The sequence below is a fragment of the Paludisphaera soli genome (assembly GCF_011064595.1).
Taxonomy (GTDB): Bacteria; Planctomycetota; Planctomycetia; order Isosphaerales; family Isosphaeraceae; genus Paludisphaera; species Paludisphaera soli.
Map to the genome: position 1 here is coordinate 235,710 of NZ_JAALJI010000001.1, position 19,770 is coordinate 255,479.

General features: G+C 71.6%; 9 protein-coding genes and 1 pseudogene. 3 read left to right on the forward strand and 7 right to left on the reverse strand.

From position 1 onward, the window contains the following. Nucleotides 1-326 precede the first annotated feature (326 nt). Nucleotides 327-8,438 carry an MG2 domain-containing protein gene (locus G6O68_RS00860; RefSeq protein ID WP_165243823.1) on the forward strand — a complete coding sequence of 2,704 codons (8,112 nt, stop codon included), beginning with the start codon at nucleotides 327-329 and terminating at the stop codon, nucleotides 8,436-8,438. A 60-nt stretch (nucleotides 8,439-8,498) separates the two neighbouring features. Here the strand turns inward: G6O68_RS00860 and G6O68_RS00865 are convergent, their stop codons facing one another. Next, nucleotides 8,499-9,653 (reverse strand): HD-GYP domain-containing protein, encoded by a 1,155-nt coding sequence (locus tag G6O68_RS00865; protein WP_240910887.1) that lies wholly within the window; start codon nucleotides 9,651-9,653, stop codon nucleotides 8,499-8,501. A gap of 289 nt (nucleotides 9,654-9,942) precedes the next feature. On the opposite strand from G6O68_RS00865, the gene G6O68_RS00870 reads away from it, so the two are divergent. Beyond that, entirely contained in the window at nucleotides 9,943-13,092 is a 3,150-nt protein-coding gene (locus G6O68_RS00870) for a serine/threonine-protein kinase (RefSeq protein WP_165243827.1), read from the forward strand. A 49-nt stretch (nucleotides 13,093-13,141) separates the two neighbouring features. Here the strand turns inward: G6O68_RS00870 and G6O68_RS00875 are convergent. Beyond that, nucleotides 13,142-14,475: pseudogene (locus G6O68_RS00875) on the reverse strand (IS701 family transposase). A 34-nt stretch (nucleotides 14,476-14,509) separates the two neighbouring features. Between G6O68_RS00875 and G6O68_RS00880 the strand changes: the two are divergent. Next, nucleotides 14,510-14,842 carry a hypothetical protein gene (locus G6O68_RS00880; RefSeq protein ID WP_165243829.1) on the forward strand — a complete coding sequence of 111 codons (333 nt, stop codon included), beginning with the start codon at nucleotides 14,510-14,512 and terminating at the stop codon, nucleotides 14,840-14,842. Between the two features lie 22 nt (nucleotides 14,843-14,864). Here G6O68_RS00880 and G6O68_RS00885 read toward each other — a convergent pair whose 3' ends face one another. The 5 genes from G6O68_RS00885 to G6O68_RS00905 all read right to left on the reverse strand — a co-directional run bounded on the left by G6O68_RS00885 (nucleotide 14,865) and on the right by G6O68_RS00905 (nucleotide 19,572). Further along, entirely contained in the window at nucleotides 14,865-15,686 is an 822-nt protein-coding gene (locus G6O68_RS00885) for an energy-coupling factor ABC transporter ATP-binding protein (RefSeq protein ID WP_165243831.1), read from the reverse strand. Between the two features lie 3 nt (nucleotides 15,687-15,689). Then, nucleotides 15,690-16,313 (reverse strand): energy-coupling factor transporter transmembrane component T family protein, encoded by a 624-nt coding sequence (locus tag G6O68_RS00890; RefSeq protein WP_165243833.1) that lies wholly within the window; start codon nucleotides 16,311-16,313, stop codon nucleotides 15,690-15,692. Beyond that, entirely contained in the window at nucleotides 16,303-17,316 is a 1,014-nt protein-coding gene (locus G6O68_RS00895; RefSeq protein WP_165243835.1) for an energy-coupling factor ABC transporter permease, read from the reverse strand. The genes G6O68_RS00890 and G6O68_RS00895 overlap by 11 nt, the downstream gene beginning before the upstream one ends. A gap of 142 nt (nucleotides 17,317-17,458) precedes the next feature. After that, the gene (locus G6O68_RS00900; protein WP_165243837.1) at nucleotides 17,459-18,706 is read right to left on the reverse strand and encodes a hypothetical protein; all 1,248 of its coding nucleotides are present in this window, start codon (nucleotides 18,704-18,706) and stop codon (nucleotides 17,459-17,461) included. A gap of 80 nt (nucleotides 18,707-18,786) precedes the next feature. After that, nucleotides 18,787-19,572 carry an alpha/beta hydrolase gene (locus tag G6O68_RS00905; protein WP_165243839.1) on the reverse strand — a complete coding sequence of 262 codons (786 nt, stop codon included), beginning with the start codon at nucleotides 19,570-19,572 and terminating at the stop codon, nucleotides 18,787-18,789. Nucleotides 19,573-19,770 lie beyond the last annotated feature (198 nt).

The window sequence follows — 19,770 nt, forward strand, 5'->3', positions numbered from 1 at the left end:
GCCTTATAGGACCACCTCGAAATCGGGCGACTTCCGGCGACAGGTCGCGTCGATTTCTTGAGGATTTCCGGATTTCGACGGCTCAAGCGCTCCATCAGGCCGGTCGCCGACGTCTCATGCCTAAGGAATCCGCGTCTCAAACGTGGAACATCCGAGACGCCTCGAACCCCGACGTGGGATGATCCGTCCGGAACTTCGAGCCTTCCGGGGTCATCAAAGGTCGCATCAAGGCTCCCGTTTCAAGGCTTTCGTCGCCCGCGTGATGGTGCGTGGCGCATCCGGGCGACGGTCGTCCCTTGTCCTTTCCACTCGTGGAGGCTGGTCCCTTGACGCCAAGACGTCTGCCACTCGTCGGGTTCTTGATCGCCGCGGCGGGATTCGCCGGTGCGTCGGCCCTCGCCGACGACCCGGTCCCGACGCCGGCCCGATCCGAGGCCAAGGGGAGCCCCCCGCCCCCGGCGCCCGCGATCCCGGGCGATGTGGTCGCCGCGTTGCAGGAGAAGAAGTTCGCCGAGGCCCGCGCGGCCCTCGCCGGGCTCCGCGGGAAGGCGACCGACGACGACGAGCAGGCGTACCTGGAATTCCTCGCCGCCGTGGCCGATCGCCTGGAAGGTCGCCGCGACCCGGCCCGCGAATCGCTCCGCAGGGCGATGGAGGCGCATCCCCGAAGCGTCTGGATCCCGAAGATCCGCTACGAGCTGGCGAACCTGGAGCTGGCGTCGGGCGACCCGGCCCGCGCCGAGGAGCTGGCGAGGGCCTCGGCCCTCCCGCTCCTCGCCGACGAGCGCAAGGACCGTCTGGCCGACGTCTACAAGGCGTTCGCCCGGGGCCTGCTCAAGCCCGACGACCCGGTGACGCCCCCCGATCCCCAGGGGGCGCGCGAACTCCTGATCCAGGCCCGGTTGCTGGCCAAGGGGGCCGTCGCGAAGGCCGGGCTGACCGTCGAGATCGCCGAGGCGAGCCGGCTGATCGGCGATCACGCCCGTGCGGTCGAGGAGCTGGGAGCCCGCCTGAAGGACTATCCCGACGTCCCCGGTCGCTCGGCCGTCCGGCTCGCTCTCGGCGAGGCCCTTCGCGACGCCGGCCGCCCGGTCGACGCCCGCCTCGCCTGGACCGACCTGGCTCGCGACGTCGAGGCGATGAAGCCCGAGGCGAGGACCCGGGCCGACGACGAGGCCCGCGCGCTGGCCCTCGCCCAGATCCCGGCGACCTACGGCGTGCCGGCCCCCCCCGACGAGTCCAGCCTGACCCTGGGCGTCGCCGCGCTCCGGCGGTTCCTCGCCGCCTATCCGGCGCATCCCCGGGCGGTCCGCGCGGCGTTCGACGTGGGCGAGTCGCAGCGAGCGCGGGGCAAGAGCGACGCCGCCCTGGCCGCCTTCGCGAGCTTCCTGAACGGGGAGGGCTTCAAGGCGGAATCCGAGGAAGCCCGCAAGGACCTGGCCGAACTGTCGATGACGGCCACCTACCTCTCGGGCGAGATCCTGCTGGGCCAGGGCCGTTTCGACGAGGCGGTGGCCGCGTGGGAGGGCTACCTGGCGAAGTTCCCGAACGGCCCCCGGAGCGCCGACGCCCAGCGGTCGATCCTGGAGGCGGGGCTGCGCAAGGCCGACGACCAGATCCGCCTCGGCCGATACGCCGAGGCCCGCGCCCTCTGGTCCGCCTTCGTCGCGGGCAACCCGCTCGACCCGCGCGTGCCGGAGATCCTCTTCCAGGTCGGCCAGAGCCACCTGCCGGAGAAGCAGTTCGACCAGGCCGTCGCCGCCTGGTCGACGCTCCTCGGCAAGTTCCCCGGGACCGAGCCGGCGGCCCACGCGCAGTTCCTCGCCTCCTCCATCCTGGAGGTTGAGAAAGGGATGCTCGCCGAGGCCGTCGAAGGCTACAAGAAGATCCAGGTCCAGCCCTGGGCCGCCCAGGCCGCGCAACGGATCGCGGTCATGGAGACCAAGGCGCTGACGGTCGTCACCCCGCGCGGGTTCCGGAGCGGCGAGACGGCGGTCCTCAAGATCGCGACCCGCAACCTGGAGCGGCTCACCTTCACGGCGTACAAGCTCAACGCCGAGTCGTACTTCCGCAAGAAGCACGGCTTCGAGAACGTCGAGGCCCTGGATATCGGCCTGGTCGCCCCCGACGCCGAGTGGACCGAGGACGTCCCGGGCTTCGCCCGCCTCAAGCCGGTCGAAACCGACTACGCGCTGACGAAGCTGGAATCGCCGGGGGTCTACGTGGTGAAGGTGACGGACCAGAAGTCGCTCCAGGCGACCACGCTGGTCGTCGCCAGCGACCTCGACGCGATCGTGAAGACCTCGCGCGAGCAGGTGCTGGTCTTCGCCCAGGACATGAAGACCGGCAAGGGTCGGCCCAACGCGCGCGTGCTCGTCGCCGACGCCGGCCAGGTCGTCCTCGAAGCCGCGACCGGCCCCGACGGCGTGCTGCTCCACGACTGGAAGCCCCCGCGCGAAGGGGGCTGCCGCCTCACCTACCTCGTGGTCGACGGCCCGCACGTCGCCGGCTCCCACCTGGGCGTGCAGGCGGGCGTCTCGCAGGGTCTGGCCGCGAGGGCCTACCTCGACACGGATCGCCCCGCGTACCGGCCCGGCCAGACCGTCCAGATCCGCGGCGTCGTCCGCGAGACGAAGGACGGGCAATACGCCAACGTCCCCGGCACGGTCTATCGGTTCGAGACGATCGACGCCGCAGGTCGGCGGATCGTCGCCCGCGACGTGACCCTCTCGGAGTTCGGCACCTTCCACGAGACGGTTCCGCTCGACTCCTCGGCCCCGGTGGGGACTTACCAGCTCCGCGTGTTCCAGCCCGGCAAGAGCGAGTTCGCCGGGGCGTTCGAGGTCCAGTCGTATCAGCTCCAGCCGATCGACCTGACGATCGCGCTGCCGAGGACCGTCTACTACCGCGGCGAGACCGTCGAGGCCGACGTGATCGCCCGCTTCCACTACGGCGTCCCGGCGGCGAATCGTCCCGTCGAGGTAACGCTCCCCGACGGGCGGACGGTTCGGGGCTCCACCGACGGCGAAGGCAAGTTCCACGTCGCCTTCCCGACCGAGGGCTACGCCGAGGAGCAAGGGCTGCGGCTGGTCGCGAACCTCCCGCAGGACGGCGTCCAGGCCGTCGGCGCCCTGCGACTGGCGGTCAAGGCGTTCGCGATCCAGGTCGAGACGACTCGCGACGTCTACCTGGGCGGCGAGACGTTCGACGTGACGGTGCGGACGTCCGACGCCCAGGGCGAGCCCATGGCGCAGGAGCTTTCGGCGGCCCTGGTGAAGATCGTCGACGACCACGGGCGGGCCGTGGAGCGCGAAATCGAGCGGAAGCCGGTCGCGACCGATAAGTTGGGACTCGGCTCCGTGGCCTTCCGCGCCGACGACGAGCGCGGGGGCCGGTTCCTCGTTCGGGTCGCAGGGACCGACCGATTCGGCAACGCGATCGTCGCCGACCGGAGCCTTTACGTCTCCGGCAAAGACGACGAGACGACCCTGCGGCTGATCGCCGACCGCACCCGATTCAAGGTCGGCGAGCCGGCGAAGGTGAACCTCCACAGCCGCGGACGCGCCGGGACGGCCCTCCTGACGTGGGACGCAGACCGCATCCTCACTTACAAGATCGTGACCCTGGCCGAGGGGGACAACGCGGTCGGCTGGGATGTGGAGGGGCCGCAGTTCCCGAACTTCACCCTGACCGCGACCCGGATGTGGCGCGACAAGCTCGACCACGCGCGGCTCGACCTGGCGGTCGAACGCGACCTGCGCGTGACCGTCGCCCCGACGAAGCCGCGGGTCGGACCCGGCGAGCCGGTCGAGCTGGAGGTGACGACCGTCGACCAGCTCGGCCGCCCGGTCGCCGCCGAGGTGTCGCTCGCCGTCGTCGATCAGGCCTTGCTGCGACGTTTCGCCGACCCGCACCCGCCGATCGGCCGCTTCTTCTACGATCAGACGCGAATCGGGGCCTTCGCCGTCTCCTCCACCAACACGTTCCGCTACGCCCCGGACACCACGGCCGTCGCCAGCGCGATCGTCGACGAGGCCGAGCGGGCCGCCGCGGCGCTCGCCAACGCCGAGAGCCAGGAGGTCATGCGTCGCAAGCTCGCAGTCCTCGCCCCGATGGCCGCGGCACCGGCGGAAGCCCCGGCGCGCGGGGGAACGATGGCAGGGGGAGGGATGATGGGGGTGGGCGGGGCGCTCGCCGAGGATCGCGACAAGGCGGGCCGTTGGTCCGAGCAAGACATGCCTGGGCTCATGACCCAGGCGGGACAGGCCCTGGGATCGGACGCGAAGGCGGAGAACTTCGCGTTCTACGCCAAGAATCACGGCGACGTGGCGCTGGGTCTGGATTTCGTGAAAAGCCGAGAGTCCGCCGCCCCGCGCGAGCGGCATGCCGAGACGGCCTACTGGAACCCGGCGGTCGTCACCGGGGCGGACGGCAGGGCGAAGGTGACCTTCCCCGCCCCGTCGGCCCTCTCGGAGTACCGGATCACGGCGAAGGGAGTCACCGGGGCCGAGACCCTCGTCGGCGAGGCGGCCTCGACCGTCCAGGTCCGCAAGGACTTCTTCGTCGACCTGAAGGTGCCGCCCGCCCTCACGCAGGGCGACGCGCCGCGGTTCCTCGCACGGCTCCACCATGTGGGAGTCGCGGGGCCGGTCACACTCAAGCTCGCCGTGGCGGCCGGCGGCCGCTCGCAGGTCTTCCCGAAGACGATCGAGGTGAAGGGCGACGGCGTCGACGAGGTGCTGTTCGATCCCGTCGAGGCCGGCGAAGGCCCGATGCGGCTGACGCTCTCGGCGACCCTCGGCGAGAAATCCGACGAGGTCGCGGCCGAGTTGCCCGTGCGGCCCTGGGGAGTGCAGGCCTTCGCGTCGGCCTCGGGGTCGAGCGGCGACGGCGCCACGGTGTTCGTCGGCCTTCCTCAGGGACGCTCGTATGAGAATCCGGCGATGCGGATCGTCGTCTCGCCGAGCCTGGAGCGGATGATCGTCGAGGCGGCCCTGGGCGACGGCGTCCGCCCGCTCGACGCCGCGAAACTCGTCGCCTGGAACGGCTTCGCCCCCGAGACGACCGCCGACCGCGCGGCGGATTTGCTCGCGGCCACCTCGGCGCTCCAGTACCTCCGCAAGGTCCGGCCCGGCGACTCGGGCGACGCCCGCCGTCTGGTCGATCGGATCCGGGGCATCGTCTCGCAACTGACCGCTTCCCAGCGCGAGGACGGGAGTTGGGGGTGGATGGCCGCCGCGCCCGACCGGCCCGAGAACAACGCGCAGGTCGCCGGCGGCGACCGCTTCACGTCGGCCTCGGCGTTCTGGGCCCTGGCCTCGGCCGAGGACCTGGGGCTCCAGCCCGACCCGGGCGTGCGCGACCGGGCCGCCGCCTGGCTCAACTCCGCGATCACCGGGACCAACCCCCGCGACCGCGACGCCCGCGCGGCGATCCTCCACGCCCTAAGCCTCCGCAAGCTCGCCGGCTTCGAGGCCGCCAACAGCCTGAACCGCGAGCGTCAGAACCTCTCGAACGGCGCCCTGGCTTACCTGGCCCTGACCTTCGCCAACCTGGGCAGGCCCGAGCTGGCCGGCGAGGCGCTGGCGATCCTCGGCCCGAAGGCGAAGGCCGAGACCCCCGCGCCCGGCCGTCGGCCGATGCTCTCGTGGGAGGGCTCGGGCCAGTCGGCCGGACTGCGCTCGACGGCCGAGACCACGGCCCTCGTCTGCCTAGCCTACGCCCGCACCCGCCCTCAGGCTCCCGAGCTGGCCCAGGGGGTCGACTCGCTGGAGGCCCATCGTTCCGGCCTGGGCTGGAATCCCCGCAAGGCCCGGGGGCCGGCCGTCGCCGCGCTCGCCGCGTTCCACGGCAAGGGCCCGGAGGGCGGCGGCCGCTACAAGCTGACGATCACCGTCAACGACCGCAAGGTCTCCGAGATCGACGTCGCCGGCGCGGCCGAGGCCGTCGAGGTCGCCGTGCCGGTCGACGCCGTGAAGGCGAACGACGCCAACCGCGTCGCCTTCGCCATCGAGGGCCGCGGCACGTTCCATTACGCCGTCGAGCTGACCGGCTTCACCCGCGAGTTCGGGCCGGACCAGAATCGAGACGGCCGCCCCGCGATCGTCGACAGGCGCGTCTACTGGCCGACCGACCCGGAGCTGGACGGCAGGAAGCTCCCCGTCGGCTTCGGAGTCGCGGTGAACCCGGCGACCTTCGAAAACGTGGCGACGCAGACGACGCTCGGCGGCAAGGCCCGCGTCGGCTTGGTCGTCTGGCGCAACATCCCGTCCGACACGCCGGACTGGGAGCGCGACTTCCTGATCGTCGAGGAACGGCTCCCCGCCGGGACGACGCTCATCGAGGGCTCGGTCGTCAGCTCGGCCGCCTCGTTCACGCTCGCCGACGGCGTCCTCACGTTCTACTTCCCGCCCGACCGCAACCCCGGCGGCCTCCAGTACGACGTCTTCGGCGTGCTCCCCGGCAAGTACCGGACGCTGCCGACCTCGGTCCGGAGCGCGGACGAGCCGGGCCGATTCCACGTCGGCGAGCCGGGCTCGTTCGGAGTCCTCGCCCCCGGCGAGCCGAATGGGGACCAAATCCGCACGACGCCCGACGAGCTGTACGCGCGGGGTAAGGCCCTCTTCGACGGCGGCAAGCTCGCCGAGGCCGCCGCGCCGCTCGAAGCCCTGTTCAACGACTGGACCTTGCGCGACGACGTGGCCAAGGACGCCTCGCGGATGCTCCTGCTGATCACCGTCGCCAATTACGACGCCCGCAAGATCGTGCGGTACTTCGAGGTCGTCAAGGAACGCTCGCCCGAGCTGATCCTGACGTTCGACCAGCTGCAGGTGATCGGCAAGGCGTACCGCGACATCGACGAGCCCGAGCGGGCCATGATCGTCTGGCGGGGCCTGATCGAGGCCGGGTACGTCGAGGACGCCCGCGTCGGCGAGCTGCTCCGCCAGCGCGGCGAGCCCCTGGAGGCGGCGACGTACCTCGTCGACCTCTGGCGGCGGTACCCGAACACGCCGACGATCGAGGCCGACTTCTTCGGCCTCTCGCAGATCGTCGCCGACGCCGCCGCGCGGGCCGTCGACGACCCGGTCCTGCGGCGGAAGCTCGCCGCGGCCGGCGTCACGCGGTCGGGGCTGCTGCTGCAATCGGCCCGGATGATCCAGACCTTCCTGGCCCAGTCGCCGACGAACCCGACGGCCGACGAGGCCAGCCTGGCCCTGCTGGGGACTCTCCTGGAGCTGGAGGACCACGACGGCGCCGTGAAGGCGGCGGCGCGCTACGCGGCGATGTACCCCAGGAGCCCGTTCCTGGACGGCTTCCAGTACAGCCAGGCCCTGGCGGACTTCCACCTGGGCCGCTACGACGAGGCCGTGACGCTGGCCGAGGCGATCGCCAAAGCGACGTACAAGGACGCCTCCGGCGTCGAGACGCCCAGCCCGAACAAGTGGCAGGCGATCTACATCCTGGGCCAGATCTTCGACGCCCGCCGCATGCCGGCCCGGGCCCTCGACTACTACCGACAGGCGGCCGACCGCTTCACCGACGCCGCCGACGCCGTCGCGTACTACACGCGGAAGAGCCTCCGCGTCGACGAGGTCACGGTGGTCCGGCCCCCGGCCGAGCCGGCCGTGGCGGCGGGGGGCGGTCTCCGCAACATCGCGGTCGCACCCGAGGAGGGGGCGGCCCCGGCCCTGGACGGCAAGGCCCGGATCACGCTGACCTACCGCAACGTCGCCCGCGTCGACGTGACCGTCCACCCCGTCGACCTGATGCAGCTCTATCTGGCCCGACGCAACCTCGACGCGATCGCCGGCGTCGACCTGGCGGGGATCACGCCGCTGTTCGAGCAGTCGGTGACGCTCGGGTCGGGCGACGACTACGAGGACAGGACGAAAGTCATCGAGCTGCCCCTCGCCAAGAACGGCGCGTATCTCGTCATGATCCGGGGGGGGGACCTCTACGCCTCGGGCGTGGTCCTGGTGTCGCCCCTGGAAGTGGACGTTTTGGAAGAGGCGGCGCCCGGCCGCGTCCGGGTCGTCGTCCGCGACGCCCGCTCGAAGTCGCCCGCCAGCCGCGTCCAGGTGAAGGTCGTCGGCTCGGCCGACCCGGAGTTCCAGTCCGGCGAGACCGACCTCCGGGGCGTCTACTCGGCCGAGGGGCTGAACGGGGCCGCCACCGTGGTCGTCCGCAAGGGGGCCTCGGAATACGCGTTCCACCGGGGGACGACCCATCTAGGGACGCCGCCGGCCGCGAACGAGCCGGCCGAGGGGAGGCCGCAGCTCCAGGCCGGCAAGCCCGGCGATCCCAACCAGTCGCTCGACGCCAACCTGCGGATGCTCAATCAGAGCAACAGCATGAAGCAGATCGAGCGGCTCCAGAACCGCTACCAGGTCGTCCCGCCGGAAAAGGCCCCGGGCGCGGCGGCCGGCGAATTCCGCTGAGAATCGCGACGACCCGGCCCGCCCCGCTCGCGTGGGCGGGCCGGGTCGTCGCTCGGCGCGTCATCGCCGTCCCAGGGTCACGTCGACGGCGCCGATGAGGCTCTCCCCCAGGCCCTTCTGGCGGATCGCCTCCACATCCATCCGGCAGGCGAACAGGGCGTCGATCACGGCGGGGTCCCACTGCACGCCGCGGCCCTTCTTGAGGATCTCGTCGATCTGCATCGGCGAGAGCCGCCGGCGGTACGGCCGGTTGCTCGACATCGCGTCGAACGAGTCGGCGACGGCCAGGATGCGGGCCTCGATCGGGATCTCGTCCCCCTCCAGGTGGTCCGGGTAGCCCGAGCCGTCGAGGCTCTCGTGGTGGTGCCGGACCCCCGGCATGATGTGGCGGAGCTTCTTCAGGTCCTGCAGGATCGTCACCCCGATCTCGACATGCTCCTGGATGCGGTGATATTCCTGGGGCGTCAGCGGCCCGGTCTTCTTGAGCACCTCGTCGTCGATGCCGATCTTGCCGATGTCGTGCAGGAGGCCGGCGAGGTAGAGGTCGCTGCGCTTCTGCGGCGGCATCCCCAGCTCCTGGGCCAGCCGCACGGCGATCCGGGCGACCCGCTCGGAGTGGCCCGAGGTGTACGGATCCTTGGCGTCGATCGCGGTCGTCAGCGCGCGGATGATGCCGAAGAGCAGGTCCTTCAGCTCCGCGTAGATCGTCGCGTTGTTCGCCTGAGTGGCGATGAGCGAGGCGATGTACTGGGCCCGCTCGACTTCCAGCGGGCCGATGGCCTGGCCCGACTGGGGATTGACGACCACCAGCGCCCCGGCCGATCCGGCGGCGACGACCGCGAAGCTCCGCACCGACTCGGGTGCCGGGGCCGGCCCCGCCTGGGCGTCGTCGACGATCTGGACCGCGTCCCGGGCGAAGGGCGCCGCGAGCAGTCGATAGTCCGAGGCCGAGACGCCGAGGACCTCCCCGCTGACGATGACCTCCTCGTAATCGCTCGCCGGCACCCACGCGGTCGCCTCCACGCCCAGCGACGCTCGCAGGACGTTCGTCGCCAGGGTCTGGAACCGCGACGGGGCGTCCGAGATCTTGAGCCGGCGGATCAAGCGGCCGATCACGACGTGCTCCCCCTCCTCCACGGTCGTCGAGCCTTCCGCGCCGTCGATCATCCTGGAGGGGTCGACCTGTGACGCCCGCTCCTGGGGTTCCGCGTGCATGTTCGATCCTCCCCTCGGCCCATGGCTCGACCCCCGACGGGGGATCGGACTTCCGTCACCCACGGAGAAGCTTAGGACACGTCTCGCCGCGGCGTCGGGAAACCCGGCCCGTCCCGGCCGCGCGTCGCCCGGACGCCACACGCCCTGGACAACCCGCACGGCGAAGCCTAGTGGATTGGATGGGAGATCGCGCGGTCGACCTTCCGGATCGTCGGGGATCCGGCCCGGGTCGCGGACGACGGGACGCCCCCCGTCGCAAGACCTTCCCGTTGGAGAGGGCCCCAGACTCATGGCCGGCGACCGCTCGAGCGAGAGGGAAGACGAGGCGCTGTTCGCAGCCTGGGATCTCGAATCGGACCGATCGATCGAATCCTTCCGCCCGTCTCGGGTCGGCGCCCCCGGGCCGCACGTCAAGCCCGGCGGCCGATCGTCGCGCCCCGGGGAGATCGAGGGCGTCGAGGACCGGAGCGAACGCCGGGCGGGCTCCGCCGGCGGATCCCCCGCCGTCGATCTCGGGGCCGTACCCGACACGATCGAGTATCGGGACGGCGAGGGCCCCCGGCGGGCCTCCCGCCCGTCGGGCGCGACCGTCGAGCTGCCCCGGCCCGGCGAAGAGGTCGCGGGGTTCCGCCTGATCGCCGAGCTGGGCCGGGGGGCCTTCGCCCGCGTCTTTCTCGCCGAGGAGGCGAGCCTCGGCGGCCGGCACGTCGCCCTCAAGATCTCGGCGGCCGAAGGGGACGAGCCCCAGATCCTGGCCCGGCTCCAGCACGCCCACATCGTGCCCGTCCACTCGGTGCGCGACGACCCGGAGACCGGGCTTCGCCTGCTCTGCATGCCGTTCCTCGGCGGGGCGAACCTGGCCCAGGTCATGGAGGAGACGCACGCCTCCCGGGCGTCGAACGCGAAGGGGCGGAGCCTCGTGGAGGCCCTCGACCAGCTCAGCCGACGTTTCCCCTCGCATGTGGAGGAGAGCCTCGCCGCGAGCCGGAGGCCTCCCCAACGCCCGCGGTCCGGCTCGCGGACGCTGTCGCGAGACGGGCATTCCCTCCGCATCGATCCCCCGGCGGCCCGCTCGCGAGGCCCCGCCGAAGCTGAGCCGTGCGATCGCCCCTCGAGGCGGTTCGCCCGCCTGCGTGGGATGCTCGACCGGGGCGCCCACCGCGCGAGTTCCGGCCGCTCGGGGCCCGAGGACGACATGGAGCCCTCGCGACGGTTCCTCCGAGGGGCCGACGTGGTGCGGGCCTCGGTCTGGATCGTCGCCCGGCTGGCCGAGGGCCTGGAGCATGCCCACTCGCGGGGCCTCCTTCATCGCGACCTGAAGCCTTCGAACGTGCTGATCGCGGCCGACGGCACTCCGATGCTTCTGGACTTCAACCTCGCGGTCGACTCCGACGGCGCCGACCCGGGCGACGAGACGGTCGCCCGGGCGATGCTCGGCGGGACGCTCCCCTACATGGCCCCCGAACACCTGGACGCGCTCGACCCCGAGGGCACAACGCCTCCCGACGCCGTCGACGAGCGATCCGACCTCTACTCCCTGGGCCTGATCCTCTTCGAGATGATCGCCGGGGAGCCGGCCTTCGAGGCGGTCCCTCGCGTCGGCAGCTCGCTCCAGGCCCTTCGCCGGATGGTCGAGGAGCGACGACGGCCCCCCCCTTCGCTCCGAGCCCGCGTCCCCGGCGTCCCCCCCAGCCTCGCGGCCCTGACGGCGAAGTGCCTCGACCCCGATCCGTCCCGGCGGCATCGGAGCGCGGGGGACCTCGCGGAGGACCTGCGCCGCTTCCTCGACGACCTGCCCATGAAGCACGCGCCCGAGCCCAGCCTGGTCGAGCGGGGCCGGAAGTGGGCTCGTCGGCATCCGGCGCTCAGCTCGTCGACCTCGACGGCCCTGGCGTGCACCGTCCTCCTTGGAGTGACGGTCGTCTGCGCGATCCAGACCTATGAGGCGATGCAGGGGCTCCAGGCGAGGCTCAAGCTCCGGGCCTTCCTGCACGACGCCCTGGAATGCCGTTTCCTGCTCAACACGTTCGACGAGGAGGACGCACGGCTCAGACGCGGCGTCGACCTCGCCGCGTCGACCCTGAAAGCCGTCGGGACCGAAGGCTCGGGACCGGGGTGGAAGGGCGGGGCGAGTTGGGTCGGGAGGCTCACGACGGACGAGCAGGCCGCCGTGCGGCTCGCGGCCGCCGACCTCGTCCTGGAGGAAGTGCACGCCCGGGTGGTCCTGGCGGGACGGCGGGGATCCGAGGAACGCCGCCGCGAGACCCTGAACAGGGCGATCGCGAGGCTCGACCGGCTGCAGGCGAGCCTCGATCCGGCGCCTTCCATCCTGTTCCGCCAGCGTTCGCGCTACCGCGCGGCGCTGGGGGACGGCCCGGGTGCGGAGGCCGACCGCGCCGAGGCCGAGTCGCGCATCCCCTCGACCTGCCACGAGTGGACGGACCTGGGGATGTTCCTGCTCTCGACCGGCGACGTGGCCGGCGCCGAGCAAGCCCTGGGTCGCGCGCTGGCCCTCGACGTGACCTCGTTCTGGGCCTGGTTCGGGCTGGGTCACTGCCACTTCGAGCAGGGGCGGTTCGCCGAGGCCGCCGGCGACTTCACCGCCTGCGCCGTGAGCCGCCCGGAATTCGCCTGGGGCCACTTCAATCGGGGGCTCGCGCTGGCCCGCGCCGGGCGGCCGGCCGAGGCCCGCGACGCCTACTCCCGGGCGCTCGCCATCGATCCCGACTTCATCGAGGCCCGCGTCGACCGCGGGATGGTCGAGCTGGAACTCGGCGACGCGGCCGCCGCCGAGGCCGACCTGCGGCTCGGCCTCGGCCGAGGCCGTCGCGATCGCTGGGTGCTGGCGGCGCTCGGCGACGCCCTCTCCCGCCAGGACAAGACGTCCGAGGCCGAACGGCTGTACGCGGACCTCCTGTCCCGCTCGCCTCGCGATGCGGCGGTCCGGACGGCGCGGGGGCTCGTCCGGCTCCAGTACGATCCGAAGGGGGCGAAGGAGGATTTCGCGGCCGTCCTGGCCGACGAGCCTCGCCACGGCATGGCCCACTACGGCATGGCCCGGACGATCCGGGAGTCCGACCCGGCCGCCGCCCTGGATCACCTGGACCGGGCCTTGCAGGCCGAACCCGACCTGTTCGAGGCCGTGGAGCTGCGGGCGCTGGAGCGGGCTCGCCGCGGCGATCGCGGTGCCCTCGACGACGTCGAGCGGCTGGTCGGGAGGCCCACCCCCAACCGCCTCTACAACGCGGCCTGCACCCTGACGATCCTCGGGCGGGCGTCGGGCGACGAGGCCGACCTCGCGCGGGCGGTCGACCTGCTCGGCCGGGCGATCCTCGGCGGATTCCCCAAAGAGGCGGCCGCCGCCGACCCGGACCTGGCGGCCCTCCGCGGGCGGAGTGACTTCGCCAAGGTCATGGATGGGTCGGCCGTCGGCCGTTGAAATTTCGGACCCTTCACTGAGGCCTGCACTTTCCGGGTGAATGTATATGTCATGCGGCCAGGCTGAGCAGCCTTTCGGCGGTGGCCTGAATTTCTGCCTCGGTAGCCCCCGGGCGTAGAGTCGCACGGATCTCCTCTCCCAGCAATTCGCGACGCCAGGCCCGCCGCTTGTCCGCGTGGCTCGGACGGCGTGACGCCTTATCCCACGACGAGGCCGAGCGGTCTACTAACTCCTCCTCCTCCTTCCGACCCCAGGCCCATACTTCGGTCATCGTGAACGTCCATAGGCAGACGTGGAACGCCCCGATGTTCGCCCAGAAGAACCGGACCTGCTGCTGGCCCGCCCCGACGACCTGCTTGACCTCGCGGAAGGTGATCTCCAGGCTGAACCGGTCGGCGACCGTCCCCAGGATGTCGGCGACGCTCGCCGAGGTGTCGGTGCAGAAGATCGCCCGCCAGCCGGTCGGCTCGTCCACCAGCACCACCCGGATCACCCCGCCGGCCGGACGCCAGGTCGCCAGGAACGTCTTGTGCTTCTTGACCGTGGCGACCCCGTACAGGGTGAGCGTCTCAGTGGACCAGCCGCGCCTTTGGCCACCCCGCTTGGCCAGCTCAATCACGTCCGGGCCGTAGGTCCGGGGGCGGCCTCGCTTGCCCGCAGGCCGTGGGCCGGGGACGCTCCGCAGGGCGGCGTCCTTGCGGAGCCGGCTGACGACCGTCATGCCCAGGGCCTTCGCCGGCTTGAGGAACTCCTTGTTGGCGTAGGCGCCGTCGGCGACCACCCAGATCGGCAACCCCAGCAGGTCCAGCCACGGCTTGGCCCACCGCAGCAATTCGACGGTCAGTTGCAGCTTGGTGCGGAACGCGGGCCGATGCTTCGGATCGAGGCCCGGCAGGTCCACCTTGCGGACGTAGAGCCGGGCCAGCAGCGGCAGGGCGACGACTCTCCACGCCGGATGGGCCACGAGCAGAGCCAGGACGACGAAGACGTGCCCGTAGACGTAGGGCGATCCGGCCGGGCCGGGGGTCGGGTTGTGATGGACGCCGGCGCCCTGCACCTGCGGGCCATATCGCTTGGTGGGGGTGTCGTCCAGGGCGAGGGTCAGCCGCGTGGCCCCCTTGAGCAGCGGCCGGACCACCTCGGTCAGCAGGCGTCGGGCGATGCGATCGGCCCGCTTGCCGGCCGCCGCGACGGCGACGTAGCAGCGCTGGTACTGACCGCTGAGCTTGCCGGCCAGATCCATGTGGTGACAGTCCGCCGGCCCCGGGCCAGGACGGCCCCGATGAACAGGCGAGCGAGCCTCGGGGCGGAGCGGCGGTCGAGGGCGTCGGCGAGCCGGGTGAACCACTGGCACGGGGCGGGGGTCGGGTGAGAAGATGTCATCGGGGGCCGGCTCCGCTCGGGGTGTCTGGCTGGCATGGTAACCGCCATCGTCCCGGTCGGGCCGGCCCTCGTCTATCCGATGCTCGTTGGGCTCGCCCTTATGAAACCAGCTTCGCCAATGGATCGCGTGGAGGCTGCCCTCGCGGCGGTGCCGCCGAAGGGCAGCCTGCCGGAACTCGCCCGAGAGCTACGAGACGGCGGGATGTCGCAGGCAGAACTCCTCTCACTCTTCGATGCCGCTCGCGAGCGGCACGCCTGCGACGATGATGAGACCGGCTACGACGCGATCCTGGATACGATGGACCTCATCGTAGGGTGGTGCGCCTCGTCGCAGAGACTCTATCCCGATCCAGAACAGGGGACCTGACCGGGCGGTACCGGTCAGGGGCCTATTCGTCCTTACCATTCACAAAATCCCGGAAAGTGCAGTGAGGCCGGTCGAGGCTCGAAAGGGCCAGACTGAGGGGCTTTTCCAGGCCGTGCGCCTCCAGCAGCGGGCCGTCGTCGAGGATCTCCCGCGAAGGTCCGTCGGCGACGATCCGGCCGGCGTCGAGGAGGACCGTCCGCGGGCAGATCTCCAGGACCATCTCCAGGTCGTGCGTGGCGATCAGCTTGGTCACGGGCAGGGACGCGATCAGGGCGAGGAAGCGCCGCCGGGCGCGCGGGTCGAGGTTCGCGGTCGGCTCGTCGAGGACCAGGACGGACGGCTCGCAGGCGAGGACGCCCGCCAGGCAGACGCGCTTCCGCTCGCCGAAGCTCAGGTGGTGGGGGGGCCGCTCGGCGGCGTGCTCCAGGTCGACGCGGGCCAGGCATTCGAGCGCCACGCGCCGGGCGTCGGCCTTGCCGAGGCCGAGGTTGAGCGGCCCGAAGGCGACGTCCTCGAGGACCGAGGTCGAGAAGAGCTGGTCGTCGGGATCCTGAAATAGCAGCCCGACCTTGCGCCGGACCGCCGCGGCGTTCCGGGCGACGTCGAGCCCGTCGATCCAGACCGAGGGGTTGGAGCGGCCCCACTTCCGCCGGCCGGGGAGCAACCCGTTGAGGTGGAGGAGCAGCGTGCTCTTGCCGGCGCCGTTGGGCCCGACGAGCGCCGTCGATTCGCCGGACGCGATCGCCAGGTCTACCCCGTCGAGCGCGCGGCGGCCGTCGGGATAGTCGTAGGTCAGGCCGCCAAGGCGGACGGCCGGGGCGGGATCGGCGTCGTTCGTCGCCACGGGTTAGTCGTCCAGGGTGCGGAGTGTGCCGTCCCAGCCCCGGGCCGTCATGGCCTCGAAGACGCGTTCCTCACGCTCCAGCGCGCGGGACAGCAGGGCGGCGATCAGCCCGGCGAGCGTGCCGAAGCTCAGGCCGGTCCGCCGGAAGCTCCTCGCGCGGCGGGCGGTGGTCATGCGGTCCAGCTCGTCCCGGAGGACGAACAGGTAGCGGTACATGAAAGCGAGCGTCGTCGCCAGCGCCGCGGGCAGGCCCAGCCGCCGCATCGCGCCCAGGAGCTTCGTCCAGGGCGTGACGTGGGCCAGGACCATCATCATGACGATCGCCAGGCTGTTCCGCGCCAGGAGGTCCGCGACGACCAGCGCGGGGCTCAGCCCGGTCCGCTCGGCCAGGCTCCGCGACGTCAACGCCGCCAGAAAGCCGACCACGACGGCGAAGCCCAGCCAACGCGTCAGCAGCCGCATCGGGGAGACCCCGGACGCCGCGACGATCACCGCCAGGATCGCGGCGAGGCCCCCCAGCAGCCGCCAGGAGCCCGGCCGGAGGGCGACGACGGCGACGACGAAGCCGACGGCCGCGATCAGTTTCACCCGCGCGTCGAGGCGATGGAGCGGGCCGTCAGGCGACATCGACCATCACCCCGTCCGGCCGGGAGTCGCCGGCTACGAAGACGCGCGACATCGTCCAGGCCAGTGCGAAGACCACCAGCGTCCCGACCAGGCCGGCGGCGGCGGTGGCCAGCTTCACCTCGTCGACCACGCCCAGACCGGGCGGGACCGGCGCCTGATAGTCGGCCATCGGGGCCGCCAGGATCGGCGGGGCCTCGGGCTCGGGCAGGAAGCCGAGCCTCTCGCCGACGAACTCCAGGCCGTCGGGCCGGTCCCAGGCGAACGGCGAGGCGAACACCGCGACCCCGAGCGCCACCCCAAGCCCCGCGACGATGGTCGACGCCCATCCCGGCGCGCGAGCGAAAGGCCGGTCGGCCTCGTCTCGGCCCTCCCCTTCATGCTCGATCAACTCGGGTCGGGTCAGGAGCACGACCCGGACCACCAGGCCCGTGATCAGGGCCTCGCCGACGCCGATGGCCGCGTGGACGAGGGCCATCCAGCTCAGCACGCGGAAGAAGTCCTCCCGGCCCGCCCCCGCGGCCAGTTCGATCGTGAAGGCACCCGCGGCGAGCAGGACCGAGAACCAGGCGGCGATCATCGAGCCGATCAGGATGCCCCGACGTCCCCCCAGCGCGCGTCGGATCGGCCCGTAGATGGCGTAACCGCCCACCGCTCCGATGAGGCCCATGTTGACGAAGTTCGCCCCGAGCGCCGTCACGCCGCCGTCCTGGAAGAGCAGGCACTGGACGATCAGCACGGCGGCGATCACCACGGCGCCGGCCCAGGGGCCCAGGATCACGGCCGACAGCACGCCGCCCAGCAGGTGCCCGGAGACCCCGGGGCCGACCGGGAAATTCACCATCTGCGCCGCGAAGACGAAGGCGGCCGACATCCCCATCAGCGAGGTCGCCCGAGGGCCGTGACGCTCCTCGACCCGGCGCAGCGCGTAGGCCAGGCCCGCCGCACCCACGGCCGTCGTCGCGATCGAGGGCCCGGGATTGATGAGAACGTCCGGTATGTGCATGGCGCGTCCTGGTCCCGAACGGAAAGGCGGCTCCACGGCCCGCCCGGATGGGCTCCGGCCCGATCGCGGCCCTCGAAATCATAATCGACGGTATGGCGTCCGGTCAAAACATCATACCGCGACCGCCGAGCCGGGGCGGGATTCAGCCGCCGCCGGACCTCCCGACCGCGGCCGTCGAGGGCCGCGCGGGAATGATCGCCAGGGCGTGGCGGAAGCGGTCGCGGATCTGGGAGAGTGCGTTGTCGTAGAGCCGCCGCTCGGCCTCCTCGTTGCGGTCCTGGCTCAGCGCCAGCCGGCCGGCTAGGTAGGACGGCAGGTTCGGGACCGGGACGATCGTGCGGGCGTTCGGCTGGGTCGACCAGGACTCCCGGCCCCGGTCCACGAGCGTCAGACGAGCCTCGATGCGCGCGAGGCGGTTCTGGGTGCCGAGATACGTCCCCTCGTATCGCTCGCGGATCGTGTAGACGAAGCGATACGGCGCGGCCGACCAGAGGTCGCTCCAGCGGCTCGTCTTCGGCGGGGGGAGGTAGCCCTTCGCCCGGAGGGCTTCGACGGCCTGGGGACGGAACGTCTGGTCGTAGCCGGCGGGCGTCCCGACGACGTATTCCCCCGGCGCGGACTCGACCACCACGCCCGAGCGGCCGACGAGCGCCGCAACGATGTCGCGGAGGCGGGCCTGGGCCGCTTCCTGATCGGGCGGCGGCAGGTGGATCGCCAGATCGGCGCCCTCGCCGCAGAGGACGAACGCCGCATTCGGGTCGGGTTCCTTGGCGGCGCGGCGGGCGGCCTCATCGACCCACGCGTTCAGGACTTCGAGGAACCGCGACTCGACCTCCTTGCGGATCGGGGCGAGGTCGCGATCCGCGCCGACGCGGGCCACGAGATTCAACCACCCCCCGACGGGTTTCGTCGCGTCGGCCTCGGATTCCAGCTTGCGGAGCACCTCGCCGACGTCCCGGCGCGCCAGGTCCCGACGCCGTTCCCGGACGGACTTGGCATCGTCCAGGGGCTCGCCGATCGCGGGGGCGACCTCAAGCGCCGAGTCGAGGTCGATCAGGGCCAGGTCGAGCCGGCCCTCCGCCTCGTGGGCCTTCGAGGATTCGATGAGGCGATCGATCGCTCGCACCCGCGCCGCCCGCTCGCCGCGCACGAGGAGCTGGACGCCGGCCGTGCCGACGACGCCCATGAGGGCCAGGGCGAGGGTCCACCAGGCCCAGGGCACCCACCGCGGCCGGGTGAAACGGGTGCGTTTCCATCCCCCGTCGACGCGGGGGAGGAACGGGACCTCGAGCAGCCGGTTGCAGAATCCGCAGCGGACCTGCCGCCCGGGCCCGAGGCGTCGCACCTTGACGGTCTGGCCGCACTCGGGACAGGCGAACTCGCCGTCCATGTCGGGGGAGTCTCTCCGGGTTGGGCGGGACGTCCGAGGCTCGGCGTCCCATTGTACACCAACCCGCGGCGAGGGGGGAATCAGATGGCGGGCTGGCCGGTGCAGCGGGTCATGAGCCAGTTGTCGACGTCGGCGAGCATGTCCTGATCCAGGCGGTGGTTGCAGGGGTATGACTGGAAGGCGACCCGCAGGCCGGCGGCGCGGAGCGTGGAGACCTCGCGGCGGGCGCGAGACAGGGGCACGCGGGCGTTCCAGGCGCCATGGACCACCAGGACCGGGAAGTCGCGACAGGCGTCGAACCGGGCAAGGGGCCGGAAATCCCCGGGGAGCCAGCCGTTGATCGCCACGACCCCGGCGAACCGGTCCGGGAAGCTCAGGCCAAGTCGGTAGGCCGCCGCCGCCCCTTCCCCGCAGCCGACCAGGAAGATCCGCTCGGAATGAACGTGGAGCTTGCTCCGGGTCTCGCGGATGCTGGCGAAGAGGCCTTCTTCGAGCCGCGTGATCGGGTCCAACTCGGGCTCGAACATCGCCCGACGGAATCGCTCGGCCTCGCCCAGGTCCGGGCCGCGCCGGAAGCAGGAACGCTCGGGGACCTCGAAATCGCCGCCCCAGGAATAGCCGACCAGCCGCTCCCGCTTCATGACGGGGACGGGACCGCGAAGGCCGAGGCCGACATAGTTCCGACGGCTCAGGGCGGGCATGGCCCGGATGAGCTGATCCTCGTCGCCACCCTTGCCGTGGAGCAGGACCAGGAGCGGGTAGGCATAGTTGGGCTCATACTGGCGCGGCACGAAGCGAGCGTCGGCGAGCGTCGCCGTCCGCGCCGCGGTCGAGGAGCCTTGTGCGTCTGTCCGGTCCTGGGCCATCGTAAGATCCTCAGTGAGCAAGACTTCAGGAGAAGTCGACCGATGCCGACCCTGGGCGGAGACCGGACGCCGGGCCTGACAAACCCTTCCTACGATGAAGGAAGGATCAGACGAGGCAAGCATACTCGCGATCTTACCGCTCTTCAACAAACCGCCTAGCTATTTTCCATTTTGTCTCAAGTTTCCCGGAATGCGATC